Source organism: Rhizobium changzhiense (assembly GCF_013087625.1).
Lineage (GTDB): Bacteria > Pseudomonadota > Alphaproteobacteria > Rhizobiales > Rhizobiaceae > Rhizobium > Rhizobium sophorae.
The window spans coordinates 146,761-159,829 of record NZ_JABFCQ010000003.1 but is presented as its reverse complement, the minus strand read 5'-3'; the positions used below and the strand labels follow the sequence as shown (position 1 = coordinate 159,829).

Below are 13,069 nucleotides of genomic sequence, written 5' to 3'. Positions count from 1 at the left end.
GAAGGGCACCATGAAGGTTCTGATCGTCGAGGACGACCCGCTACACCGGTCCTATCTGCACGAGGCGGTCAACGCGGCCCTGCCGGAATGCGACACGGTGATCGAGGCGGAGAACGGAACCGCCGGCGAGAAGCTCGCCCGCGACCACAAGTCGGCGCATATCGTCATGGACCTGCAGATGGCCAACCGCAACGGCATCGAGGCGGCGCGCACCATCTGGAAGGAGCGGCCGGAAACCCGCATCCTGTTCTGGTCGAATTACTCGGACGAGGCCTATGTGCGCGGCGTCTCCCGCATCGTGCCGGATGGCGCCGCCTATGGCTACGTGCTGAAATCCGCTTCCGACGAGCGGCTGAAGCTTGCGCTGCGCTCGATCTTCATCGAGAGCCAGTGCGTCATCGACCGCGAGGTGCGGGGCCTGCAGCAGAAGAGCCTCGGCCAGACGAACGGCTTTACCGATTCCGAATACGAGATCCTCGTCGATATCGCGCTCGGCCTCACAGACCGGGCCATCGCCAAACGCCGGAGTCTCTCGCTGCGCAGCGTGCAGAACCGCCTGCAGCAGCTCTACGACAAGCTCGACGTCTACCAGAGCGCCGGCGACGACCACGAGGACGGCCGCTTCAATCTGCGCGCCCGCGCCGTCACGGTCGCGTTCCTGCGCAAACTTTTGAACTACAGCGCTCTGGAGCGGGCGGAGGCAGAGCTGCAGGAATGGCTCGAGGGAAAGTAAGTACGCGAGGTGCAGGCCGCTACCTTCACGGCGCATGAGCCAGAGCGATCGCATCGGCGGTTTCCTCGCAGCGATCGCTAAGCGTGCTGGTCGCCACTCGAATATGACTGCTGGGCAAGACGGAGAATTTGTTGCCCGGGTTGACAGCGATATTGCGTGCGGCGAGCGTCACCATCGCAAATGGTTCGGAGACGACGGGCACCCAGAGGCACAGGCCTTGGCCTGGCGGTATCGCTATGCCCCGTTCGCCGAGCGCAACGGCAAGAGCGTCCCGCCTCTGCTGATAGATCTCGCGCGCCTCGGCGATGAGCCGCCAGGTTGCCGGATCGCGCAGTAGCCAGGCGGTGGCACCTTGCAGGATACGGCTGGTCCAGCCGGCGCTGAAGGAGCGGTAAGACTGGATCTGATCGACGATCGGCGCGGAACTCGACAAAACCGCAAGACGCAGATCCGGGCCGAGGCTTTTCGAAAGTGAGAGGATATGGATCGTCCGCTCTGCAAATCGGCCGCCCAGCGACTGCGGAGGTGCCGCCGACACGTCGCCGACGCCGTCATCCTCGATAATAAGCGTATCGCTGTCTTCCAGCACATCTCCGAGCTGACCGAGGCGGGAGGAACTGACCGCAACGCCGGTCACGGAATGCAGCCGCGGCTGGAATAGAAAAGCCGCTGGACGTTGCTGCAACACTTCGTGTAGCGAATCCGGCAAGGGGCCTTCGCCGTCGCAGGCGACAGGGATGATTTTTACGCCGAGGTCTTCCAGAATATCGAGCAGCCGCATCGCGGTCGGATGTTCGATCGCGACCGACGAACCCGAGGAAACCAGTGCATGCAATATCGTATAGACGGCGTTGTAACCGCCATTGGTAGCCAGAAAGGCTTCCGCCTCATAAGGCCATCGCGCTGAAACGGCGTCCTTCAACTCAGGGACGATCCGGCTGCGCTCATAGCTGTTGAGGTCATCAACGGACGCGCCATAGGCCATTGCTTCGGCGAGACGAGGAAGAAGTGCTGCATCCGGTCCCGCTAAGGTAAGGTCGAGCACACCTGCCGCATAATTTCCCGAGCTGGCGAGACGCTCCGGCTTGGCGACAAAGCGGTCGCCGCTGACCCAGGTGCCGTTGCGCCCCCGGCCGCTGATGATCTTCTGCCGCCGCAATTCGCTCCAGGCTTCGGAGATCGTTGCCGGACTAACCTGCAATTCGTAAGCGATATCGCGGATCGCCGGCAGGCGCGTCCCAATGGGCAGGACACCGGCACGGATCAGCGCGCTCGTTTCGAGAGCGATCCCCCTGATGCTCCGGTCGGCTATTTTTTCGGCAAACCAGGAGGCTTCGACGGCGTCGCCCATTTTTTTCTCACTTTAAATGTTCAATAACGTAATAACATTTGTACTCACCATTTTGAACATTTAATTTGCCCCTCGTCGAGCCATTTCAGTGAGTTTTTGCATGCCTGTGACGCTTCGCATCGCCCTTAGAGACTGGGATTACATGACACCGCTTGTGCTCGGTGATGTCAGCTCTTCCCGTCTCGATATTAAAGCGGATCGTGTGGGCACGCTGGTCTCCAGCCTTGCCGATGACATAGCGCATGACGCCGCGGAAATGTCGTTCAGCCGCTATTCGCAGATGCGTCATGACGGCGATGATCGGGTCATTGGCATGCCGAACTTCATCATGCGCGGCTTCCGCCATCGCTGCATTATCACCGCCAAGGCCAGCCCGATCCGCAAGCTGTCCGATTTGGCCGGTAAGAACATCGGCGTGACCGGCTGGCGTGATTCCGGAAATACCTGGACCCGTGCCGCTCTGCGCCGGGAAGGCGTCGGGGTTGAGGATGCCATGTGGTATGCCGGGCGCCTGACGGAGGCTCATCCGATCGTCGACCGTCTCGATGGTTTTGGACGGCCTGGCCGCATCGAGGCTGCTCGCGGCGAGCGCCCGATGGTCGATCTTTTGCTGGATGGCGGGCTCGATGCTGTGTTCACGCCTTTCATGCCGAAAGGTTTCTTTGATCAGGAATCGCCGCTCCGCCAGGTGCTGGATGATTTCCGCGCCGCTGAAGTCGCCTACTTCCATGAGGTCGGCTACATCCCGGGCATGCATCTGATCGGCTTCAAGGCTGACATCGTCCAGGAGCATCCCTGGATCATGGATGAACTCAGCGAATTGATCGACGAGTCCCAGCGTATCTGGCTGGAAAAGCGTGAGAAATACGCCGACACCACGCCCTGGATGATCGACGAACTGCGCCGCTGCGCGGCTGATCTGCCGCCGACCTGGAGAGCCAGCGGGCTTGCTGAGAACGAGGCAATGATCGCCGACTTTGCCGAGGAACTCTACGAACAGAAGATCATGCCGCGCCTTTTGACGCCCGCCGATCTGTTTCCGTGGCACGCCAAAGCGCGATGAACAAGGCCTAGGGAAACCCTTCGCAAGCATCATCGTGGAATTACCATTTTCGCAAAACCAAAAAGGGGAATGACATGCATTCGAAACTGATCGCTTCCGCCGCTCTGCTGGGTCTGATGATGACGACGTCAGTCTTCGCCCAGGAGGCGGCCGTGCCAAAGCAGACCGTCAACGACGCTCTTCGCGCCCGCCTGCCGGAGAAGATCCGCACGGACGGCAAGATGATCTCCGTCAACAACGGTTCCTTTCCTCCCTATGAGATCGTCACCGGTACGAAATTGACCGGCGCCAGCGCCGATCTGACCGATGCAATCGGCCAGATGCTCGGCGTCGAGATCGAGCACGAAACCGTCAGCGGGTTGAGCGCGTTGCTCGCCGGCATCAATTCCGGCCGATACCAGTTCGCCTTCGGCCCGATCGGTGACTTCAAGAGCCGTGAAGAGGCCAATGATTTCGTCGACTGGGTTCAGGAATACGTGGTCTTCTCCGTCCAGAAGGGCAATCCGAAGGCCATCACCTCGCTCGACAGCGCCTGCGGCAATCGCATCGCCGTCATGGCCGGCGGCTCCGCCGAAAAGGTGATCCAGGCCCAGGTTGAAAAGTGCAAGACGGACGGCAAGCCTGCGCCCGAAGTGCAGTCCTATACCGATCAGCCGAGCTCGATCCTGGCAGTCCGCTCCAAACGTGCCGATGCCTTCTTCTCCTCGCAGGCACCGCTGACCTATTTCGTGTCTCAGGCAAACGGCCAGCTGGAATTGAGCGGCGTCGGCCAGAAAAACGGGTTCGAGGATCTCTATCAGGGCGCCGTCGTCCCGAAGGGCTCGCCGCTCGGCCCCGTTCTGCTCGACTCGATCAAGGCGTTGATGGATAACGGCGCCTATGCCGCCATCATGAAGAAGTGGGGTCTTGAGAACAACATGATCAAGCAGCCCGGTCTCAATCTTGGTGGAGTCCTGCCGAAATGAGCAATGACCGCACGACTGCCGCACCGCCTTCGGGCGGTGCGGACTTCCGGGATGTTGCCCACGCCCACAAGCCCTTTCAAACGGGCCGGCTCGTCCTGTGGGTAGTGGTGCTCCTGATTGCCGCGAACTTCCTGTGGATCGTCGCCCATAACGAGAATTTCGGCTGGCCGGTCGTCGCGGCCTATTTCTTCGATCCGACTGTCATCAGTGGCCTTTATGTCAGCCTGGGCCTGACAGTGGTGGCGATGGCCATCGGCATCGTTCTCGGCCTCGGACTGGCGATCGCCCGGTTGTCGAATGACCGGCTCGCACGTTCGCTGGCATCGCTGTTCATTTGGTTCTTTCGCGGCACGCCGCTGCTGGTGCAGCTGATCTTCTGGTACAATCTCTCGACCCTCTTTCCCGAACTTTCTATCACCATTCCGTTCGGCCCGACGCTCGCCAGCTGGGAGACCAATTCGGTGATCACGCCGATGACGGCGGCAATCGTCGGCCTTGCCTTGAACGAAGCGGCCTACATGGCCGAGATCATTCGTGGCGGCCTGCTCTCGGTCGATCGCGGCCAGTTCGAGACGGCGGAAGCCTTCGGCATGACCAAGGCGAGGGCGCTGTGGCGGATCATCATTCCGCAGGCGATGCGCTCGATCGTGCCGCCAACGGGCAACCAGCTGATCAGCATGATCAAGGCAACGTCGCTCGTCAGCGTCATCGCCATGGCCGATCTGCTCTATTCCGTCCAGTCGATCTACAATCGCACCTTCGAGATCGTGCCGATGCTGCTGGTCGCGGTCCTCTGGTACTTGCTTATCACCTCCATCCTCAATCTCGGCCAGAGCTATATCGAGGCCTATTACGGCCGCAGCGAACGGCGCAACAATGCCGCTGCCGCCAAATCCGAGACCCTTGCCGAGGAGGCAAGCCATTGACCGGTGCCGAAATTGCAAAGCCTCTCGTCAGAGCCCGCAACGTCCACAAGTCCTTCGACCAGCTCGAAGTGCTGAAGGGGATCGACCTCGATGTCATGCCGGGGGAAGTCGTCGTGGTGCTCGGCCCGTCCGGGTCGGGAAAATCGACCTTCCTGCGCTGCATCAACCATCTCGAAGCGATCAATAAGGGGTTCATCGAAGTCGATGGCGAGCAGATCGGCTATCGCCTTCGCAAGGACCGGCTGGAAAAGCTGTCCAGCAACGGAATCGCCAGCCAGCGGCGCAAGATCGGCATGGTGTTCCAGCAGTTCAATCTGTATCCGCATATGACGGTGCTGCAAAATATCGTCGAGGCCCCGATCGGCGTGCACGGCGAAAGCCGCAAGGCCGCGACCGAGAACGCCCTGCGGCTTTTGGAGCGAGTGGGCCTGTCGGAAAAGGCAAGTAGCTATCCCCGTCAGCTTTCCGGCGGGCAGCAGCAGCGCGTCGCCATCGCCCGCGCCCTTGCGATCAAACCCAAGCTGATGCTGTTCGATGAGCCCACCTCTGCGCTCGACCCGGAACTGGTGGGTGAAGTTCTCTCCACCATGCGCGATCTGGCCAAACAGGGCCTGACGATGATCGTCGTGACCCATGAGATCGGTTTCGCCCGTGAAGCGGCCGATCGGGTGGTGTTCATGGACGGCGGCAATGTCGTCGAGATGGGCAAACCCGAGGATGTCATCGGCAATCCGCAACATCCCCGGACTCAGGCTTTTCTCGCCCGTTTTCTCTAACTGATGTCAGCTTCTGCTTCGACCCTTGGGCCGGAGCAATGCCCTTTTCGATCAAGACTGGATGTTTTCATGCCCACGCTCGACAATGCCTATGCCCGCGTTTCCGATTTCGAAGCCATGGAGGCGGAGTTGAAGGCGACCCGCCAGTATCTGCATGCCCATCCGGAACTCTCTTTCGAGGAAGCGGAAACGGCGCGCTACGTCGCGGAAAAGCTGGAAGGCTGGGGGTATGACGTGACCCGCAATGTCGGCGGTCATGGCGTTGTCGCCCGGCTCAGCGCCGGCAAGGGCAGCAAGGGCATCGCCATCCGCGCCGATATGGATGCGCTGCCGATCGTCGAGGAAACCGGACTTGTCTATGCCAGCGGCACCCCCGGCAAGATGCATGCCTGCGGCCATGACGGCCACACGACCGTGCTGCTCGGCGCAGCCGAATATCTCGCCCGCACCCGCCGCTTCAACGGCACAGTGACGCTGATCTTCCAGCCGGCGGAAGAGGCAAGCAAGAATAGCGGCGCCCAGGCGATGATCGCCGACGGTCTGTTCGAACGCTTTCCGTTCGACGCGATCTTTGGCCTCCATAACCACCCCGGCGCTCCCGAAGGCACCATCCTGCTGCGATCCGGCCCGATGATGGCGGCGTCGGACACCGTCGAGCTTACGATCAAGGGCAAAGGCGGCCATGCGTCGCGGCCGCACCTGACCGTCGATCCCGTGGTCGTGGCGTGCAACCTCGTCGTCTCGCTGCAGACCATCATCTCGCGCAACCTCGATCCGACCCAGACGGCGGTCATCACCGTCGGCACGATCCATGCCGGCGATGCCGTCAACGTCATTCCGGAATATGCCAAGCTCGCATTGAGCGTGCGCTCCTTCGAGCCTGGCATTCGCGACCTCCTGCAGGAACGCATTACCAAGCTCGCCCGCTCGGTGGCAGAAGGGCACAATGCTTCCATCGAGATCGACTACGATCGCGGCAATCCTGTCGTCGTCAACTCGCCTGCCGAGACGGATTTTGCCCGGATCGTCGCCGCAGAACTCGTCGGCGAAGACAAGGTCGCGACCTGCCCGCTCATTCCCGGTAGCGAGGATTTCTCGCACTTTCTCGAGCACAAGCCGGGCAGCTTTCTGCGTCTCGGCAACGGCATGAATTCCGCCATCCTGCATAGCGCCAAATATGATTTCGCCGATGCCAGCCTGACGGTTGGCGCAGCCATGTGGGCAAGGCTCGCGGAACGCTACCTCCAGGATGACGCCTGAAGTCCCGATCGCCCAGCTTGACGCGTCGCATTTGGAGCTTGCACTTTCTGTAGCGCAAAGGATTTTGTAACGAGACCATCACGTCAACATCTCTCGCCGCAATCCAGGATGCACAGCATGATTGCCAACTATAACGACGCCGGCCTCGACTTGGCTTACGATCTCGAATTTTACGCACTGATAGCGGAAAGCTTCGAACGAAGCGTGGGGCGCAGCCTGACGCCGGAAGGCCAGGGTGCTGAATGGCTTTACGACCAGTCGCCGGCAGTTGTCCTTGCCCACAATACCGACGCTGATCCGCGCTTCATCTACGCAAACCGCGCTGCCCAGGCCTGCTTTGAATATTCGTGGGACGAGTTCATCACTTTGCCATCGCGTCTTTCGGCGGAGGCGCCCGATCGCGCGGAACGTGACAGGTTGTTGAGTGCCGTGGCGGCCAACGGCTTTATCGCCGACTACCGCGGACTTCGCATCGCCAAATCACGGCGGCGTTTCTATATCGAGAAAGCCATCGTCTGGGATCTTGTCGACCGCAGCGGATGCCGTCGCGGTCAAGCTGCGACATTCGATTCCTGGCAAGACATGCAGGCGGATTGAGCGCCGGCTGCGGCGACGCCGATCACGCGCCGGATATGTTTCCGCGGCTTTGCAAGTCTTGTCGTTTGCCATTTGGTTGCCAAAAAACCATGATTGCGTCACATAGATCGCACATCGACACTCGGCATGAAGAATTGGATCAACGCTGAATGCGCATAGCCTACTTTTTCCTTGGTGCATTTCTTGCAATTGCACAGTCCGCATATGCTGAAGTTGCATCACCGCCTGCACTGGCGCCTCTAAAGCGACAGGCGCAAGCCGCCGAGTTGAGCGCGCAATTTCTTTCGCGGTATAGCTACAAGCCTGTCCCACTCGACGACGCCTTGTCGGCCAGGATCATGGATGGGTTCATCAAGTCACTTGATCCGGACCGCATGCTCTTCCTGCAAGCCGACATCGACGGATTCATGTCCGACCGCAGCGAAATCGATGATGCCATCGAGAGGAAAGACTTGAAGATCCCGTTTGCGATCTTCAAAGCGTATCAGCAGCGCGTTGTCGACCGCATGAACTATGCGCGCAACCTGCTTAAGCAGGGCTTCGATTTCAGCGCGCAGGAAGATTATTCTCTGCTGCGCGATAAAGCGCCGTGGCCGCAGTCGGAAGCCGAGAGCAATGAGCTTTGGCGCAAGCGCGTCAAGAGCGACTGGTTGCGGTTGAAACTGGGCAACCAAAATGACGCGGCCATTCGCGAAACGCTCGACAAACGCTATGAAAACACGCTCGAGCGCGTCTACAAGTTTAAAAGCGACGACGTTTTCCAATCGTTCATGGATGCCTACGCAACGTCGATCGATCCGCACACGGACTATTTCGGTACGGCCGCTTCAGCCGACTTCAATGTCTCGATGAAGCTTTCACTGTTTGGTATCGGTGCGGTCCTGCAGGAGCGCGATGACTACACGACGATCCGCGAGCTCGTGCCGGGCGGACCGGCACAGCTGTCCGGCAAGCTCTCGGTCGGAGACCGAATTACCGGCGTTGGTCAAGGCAAGGACGGCGCGATCAAGGACGTGGTGGGCACGCGCCTTGATGAAGTCGTGCAGATGATACGAGGCAAAAAGGGTTCCGTCGTGCGGCTGGACATCCTGCCGGCAGATGCCGGAGCTGATGCCACGCATCGCGTCATCAGCCTGGTGCGCGATAAGATCAGTCTCGACAAGCAGGCCGCCCGGAAGACTGTGTTATCCGTAAAAGCGGGCGACGCTACGCGTAAAGTCGGGATCATTACCCTGCCGGTATTCTATGAGGATTTTGAAGCCAAGCGCAAAGGGGATGAGGACTACAAAAGCGCAAGCCGCGATGTCGCCAAGCTTCTCGACGAACTGAAGGAAGAAAAAGTCGACAGCGTTCTCATCGACCTGCGCAACAATGGCGGCGGTTCATTGGACGAGGCAATTGATTTGACTGGCCTGTTCATCGGCAATGGTCCGGTCGTTCAGCAACGCGGCAGCGATGGCAAGGTCGAGGTCAGGAGCTCGGATCTTGCAGCGCCTGTCTGGACTGGCCCGGTGGGTGTCCTGATCAATCGCGGGTCGGCGTCGGCTTCGGAGATTTTTGCCGCGGCAATCCAGGATTACGGCCGAGGCGTGATCGTCGGCGAATCCAGTTTCGGGAAGGGCACCGTTCAGACCGTCGTCGATCTTGACCGGATCGTCCGCAACAGCAAACCCGAGTTCGGGGAGCTAAAGGTGACGATTGCCCAGTTTTTCCGGGTCAACGGCGGTACGACGCAGCTGCACGGCGTGACGCCCGATATCAGCTTGCCAGGACTTTTCGATCCGGCGAGCTTCGGCGAGACCAGTTATGACAATGCCCTGCCGTGGGCGCAGATCAAACCTGCGAAGTACACGGCTGTCGACACGGTCACGACGTTGCTGCCGACATTGCAAAGCCGCCATGATGCGCGTGTTGAAAGCGATCCGGACTTCCAACGCTTGTTACAAGACATTGCCGACCTCAAGGTGCAGCGCGAAAAAGGGGTTATCTCCCTCAATGAAGCCGAACGTCGCAAAGAAGCAGCTGCTCGCGAGAAACGGTTCAAGGATCGAGCGGAAGCAGGGGATGGCGAGAATCTTAGTGATGATGGCCTGGAGGCAGGCGAGCGCAGCCTGAGTGCCGATATTGCCATCGAGAATGCCCGCAAGAATGCAAAAGACGTCTTGCTGAACGAGGCCGCCGCCATTCTTGCAGACGAGGCGGATCTGCAGGAAGGCGTGCTCAAGGCAGCCGCAAAACAATCGGGAAACACGGACGGAAAATAATCATCGGGCGGGCGAGCACTTCCTTGACGGGCTGGATCACAATGCTGGGCCAGTGCACTTGTCGGCCGCCCGTGCGCTCTTCCGCACCAATTTTAGAGGGCGAACGCCGTCCACTGGGATTGCCGCTTGACGCTCGACAACCGCAACTTCACACTTACAGTATCGAAGGTGAGTCGGACAGACTATACCGTTTTTCACATCCGTCGCTCACCTTAGAAGGAGTCGCCAGCAGGGGCTGATCGGTCCAAGCGCCGACCGACGCGGGTGGGTCGCAAATAGGATCGAGGTTGATTGAGTTCGAACTCGCAGCCGCTCCTATTTTGCTTGTGAGGTCGCGCCGTGGATAAAGTGCTATCAGCAGTCGATCCTCCTCGCGACAGCCCACTTTGGAACCGGAATTTCCCATTGCCGAGAAACGGCCGGTCTCTGCTTTGGGCGGGGCTTTTGATATCTGTTTTGCTTCTTGCAGGCATGGTTGTTTTTTATCGTCAAGTCTACCACCTCGAAGATCCGGTCGGGGTCTTTGAAAATCGAGCTCTCAATAAGGCTGCCCGATCTTCTGGCATAGCCGCCCGCCCCGATCCGGAAGCTCCTTCTTCCCTCCCGCCGACGTCGATATCGCTGCAGCTGATCGAGGTCCCGAAGCTGGAATTGGCAAGTCAGTTTCTGCGCATGTGGCGCATCTCGGGGCCGAATATTTGCGGTGCTCTTCGAGGGGCCGGCATCGAGATGAGCGAATGGAAAGCCGCATCGATGCGAAATCGCAGCTATGAATGTTATTTTCAGCGCATCTACGAACGGGACGAGGTGCGTCCCCTCAGCTCAACCTTCCTTAAGGTTCGTGGAGATGAAATGGGCGATATTGTTGAGATCCGCGCCAAGATCATTGGGCCGACGACCGACGCTCAGGGACGTCTCGCCCCGGCCGTTTTGCGCATTTTCGAGATCATTGTGAAGCAGGCCTGCTGGCGTGATTTCGAAGATACTCTTGCCTCGATCCAAAACCTTCGAAATGTCGAATACGAACGATTCGGGTCCTATCTCAGCTTCACGCGCGAAGCAGGCAGCGCAAATATCTTTAATTTTGTTCTTGGTCTTAAGGCGACTTCAAGTTCGCAGGTGAAGACCAAGACGTATTTTTCGACTGAGCGCTGGCTACGAATGCCCGCAGTACTCCTGCGAACTTCATTCTCAGGGAGCGCTTGGGGACGTCCATATCAGCCAATTGCGCTCAATGACGTCGCAAGTACCCGTCACAGTCCAAAATCAAGCTGGAACTGTGGCTGAACGTCGACGATTTCATCGTGCGACCACCGAAAAGCCGCCGATGCCGCCGAACGCATGGACAGGCCAGGAAAAGAACATATCTTCGAGGGGCCTTCCTTTCTGAAAGCCTCCAACCAAACAGCAGGGGCAACGATCCATGACCAAAGGCTCCGATCTTCTAGTGGCAGCGCTTGAGAACGAAGGTGTCGACCGCATCTTCGGCATTCCCGGCGAAGAGAATCTCGACGTTGTCGAATCCATCCGCAAGTCGTCGATTGAGCTCGTGCTCACCCGGCATGAACAAGCGGCGGCCTTCATGGCCGCGACCTATGGCCGCCTGACTGGTAAGCCGGGCGTGTGCCTGACGACGCTCGGGCCCGGTGCTCTGAACCTTTCGACGGGTGCCGCCTACGCCTTGCTCGGCGCGATGCCGATGGTGATGATAACCGGTCAGAAGGGGATCCTCTCGTCCCGCCAGGCGCGTTTCCAGGTGGTCGACGTCGTCGCGTCGATGAAGCCGCTGACCAAGCTCGCAAGGCAGATCGTTTCGCCGCAGATGATCCCGACGACGGTCAGGGAGGCGTTCCGCATCGCCCAGGAGGAAAGACCGGGGCCGGTGCATCTCGAGCTTCCGGAAGATATCGCGGCTGAAGAGTGCCAGGAGGTCGCGCTGATTGCGCCGCATCAACTCGAACTGCCGACGGCAAGCGATGCGGCCCTCGATCGCGCTGCCGCCCTCATCGCCGCAGCCAAACGTCCGCTTCTGATGTTCGGGGCAGCGGCCTCGCGCCCCCGCTCGACCTCCGACATCGCGCAGTTTGTGATCCGTACGCGCATTCCGTTCTTTACCACTCAGATGGGGAAGGGAACGGTTCCCGGTGGAACCGAACTTTATATGGGCACCGCGGCGCTGTCGGAGCGAGATTATGTCCACGAGGCCATCGAACAGGCAGACCTTATCATCACGATCGGGCACGACACGATCGAGAAGCCACCGTTCATCATGGGCAAGGGCGGCCCGAAGGTCGTTCATGTCGGATATCAGCCGGCGACCGTCGAGCAGGTCTACTTCCCGCAGTCGGAGGTCATCGGCGACATCGGCCCTTCGCTGAAGGCGCTGGCGGATCGCCTCGACGGCAAGCTGCCAAACGCGCAGGCGCTTCTCCATCTCCGGGAGCGCATTCTCGAGCGCATTGCCGCGCGGGCAACAGAAGATCGCTTTACGCCACAGCGGCTGGTCCACGACATAAGAGAGGTGATGCCGCATGACGGCATCCTGGCGCTCGACAACGGCATGTACAAGATCTGGTTTGCCCGCAACTACCGGACGCGGATGGCGAACACGCTGCTGCTCGACAATGCCCTTGCAACGATGGGAGCAGGGCTGCCTTCGGCGATGGTTGCCTCGATGCTCTATCCGGCGCGGCGGGTTATGGCGATCTGCGGCGACGGCGGCTTCATGATGAACTCCCAGGAACTCGAAACCGCCGTCCGGTTGAAGCTCAACCTCGTCGTTCTTGTCATCGAGGACAATGCTTACGGCATGATCCGCTGGAAGCAGGCGGTGGACGAGTTCCCGGATTTCGGGATGACCTTCGGCAATCCCGACTTCGTGAAATATGCCGAATCCTACGGCGCCAGGGGAACCAGGGTCGACGATATCGGCCAGTTCAAACAGGTTCTCGAAGAGGCATTCTCAGGAGGTGGCGTCCATCTGGTGAACGTCCCGGTCGACTACTCGGAAAATGAACGCGTGCTGGTAAAGGAGCTTCGCGAACGGCTCCCCGCGATATTGGAGGCCTGAGGATGCCGCCTGCCATGAAGGTCCATAGGCGTTCGACTGCGAGACGCGGCACGATGGAAGAGAT

At 59.6% G+C, this 13,069-nt stretch carries 11 protein-coding genes; 10 read left to right on the top strand and 1 reads right to left on the bottom strand.

What is annotated here, in order from left to right; all coding sequences use genetic code 11:
- Positions 1-10 precede the first annotated feature (10 nt).
- Complete coding sequence (locus G9X68_RS15870; RefSeq protein ID WP_094088061.1) at positions 11-733, top strand: response regulator transcription factor; 723 nt, start codon at positions 11-13, stop codon at positions 731-733.
- A 25-nt stretch (positions 734-758) separates the two neighbouring features.
- Here the strand turns inward: G9X68_RS15870 and G9X68_RS15865 are convergent, their stop codons facing one another.
- The gene (locus G9X68_RS15865) at positions 759-2,084 is read right to left on the bottom strand and encodes an aminotransferase-like domain-containing protein (protein WP_171603200.1); all 1,326 of its coding nucleotides are present in this window, start codon (positions 2,082-2,084) and stop codon (positions 759-761) included.
- A 100-nt stretch (positions 2,085-2,184) separates the two neighbouring features.
- Between G9X68_RS15865 and G9X68_RS15860 the strand changes: the two genes are divergently transcribed.
- The 9 genes from G9X68_RS15860 (at position 2,185) to G9X68_RS15820 (ending at position 13,005) form a co-directional block, all read left to right on the top strand.
- The gene (locus tag G9X68_RS15860; protein ID WP_171603199.1) at positions 2,185-3,147 is read left to right on the top strand and encodes a substrate-binding domain-containing protein; all 963 of its coding nucleotides are present in this window, start codon (positions 2,185-2,187) and stop codon (positions 3,145-3,147) included.
- Positions 3,148-3,221: 74 nt separating this feature from the next.
- Positions 3,222-4,112: an ABC transporter substrate-binding protein gene (locus G9X68_RS15855; RefSeq protein ID WP_171603198.1), complete on the top strand. Its 891-nt coding sequence runs from the start codon at positions 3,222-3,224 to the stop codon at positions 4,110-4,112.
- Positions 4,109-5,038, top strand: a complete 930-nt coding sequence (locus G9X68_RS15850; protein ID WP_171603197.1) for an amino acid ABC transporter permease — start codon at positions 4,109-4,111, stop codon at positions 5,036-5,038. Before G9X68_RS15855 ends, G9X68_RS15850 begins: the two co-directional genes overlap by 4 nt.
- Complete coding sequence (locus G9X68_RS15845; protein ID WP_171603196.1) at positions 5,035-5,814, top strand: amino acid ABC transporter ATP-binding protein; 780 nt, start codon at positions 5,035-5,037, stop codon at positions 5,812-5,814. The genes G9X68_RS15850 and G9X68_RS15845 overlap by 4 nt, the downstream gene beginning before the upstream one ends.
- 69 nt (positions 5,815-5,883) lie before the next feature.
- Positions 5,884-7,074 (top strand): M20 aminoacylase family protein, encoded by a 1,191-nt coding sequence (locus tag G9X68_RS15840; protein ID WP_171603195.1) that lies wholly within the window; start codon positions 5,884-5,886, stop codon positions 7,072-7,074.
- A 117-nt stretch (positions 7,075-7,191) separates the two neighbouring features.
- Positions 7,192-7,671: an MEKHLA domain-containing protein gene (locus G9X68_RS15835; protein ID WP_171603194.1), complete on the top strand. Its 480-nt coding sequence runs from the start codon at positions 7,192-7,194 to the stop codon at positions 7,669-7,671.
- A gap of 149 nt (positions 7,672-7,820) precedes the next feature.
- On the top strand, positions 7,821-9,935 hold the full coding sequence (locus G9X68_RS15830) for a carboxy terminal-processing peptidase (RefSeq protein ID WP_171603193.1): 2,115 nt from the start codon (positions 7,821-7,823) through the stop codon (positions 9,933-9,935).
- 405 nt (positions 9,936-10,340) lie between these two features.
- Positions 10,341-11,222: a DUF6030 family protein gene (locus G9X68_RS15825; RefSeq protein ID WP_171603890.1), complete on the top strand. Its 882-nt coding sequence runs from the start codon at positions 10,341-10,343 to the stop codon at positions 11,220-11,222.
- Between the two features lie 136 nt (positions 11,223-11,358).
- Positions 11,359-13,005, top strand: a complete 1,647-nt coding sequence (locus tag G9X68_RS15820; protein WP_171603192.1) for an acetolactate synthase large subunit — start codon at positions 11,359-11,361, stop codon at positions 13,003-13,005.
- Positions 13,006-13,069: the final 64 nt, after the last annotated feature.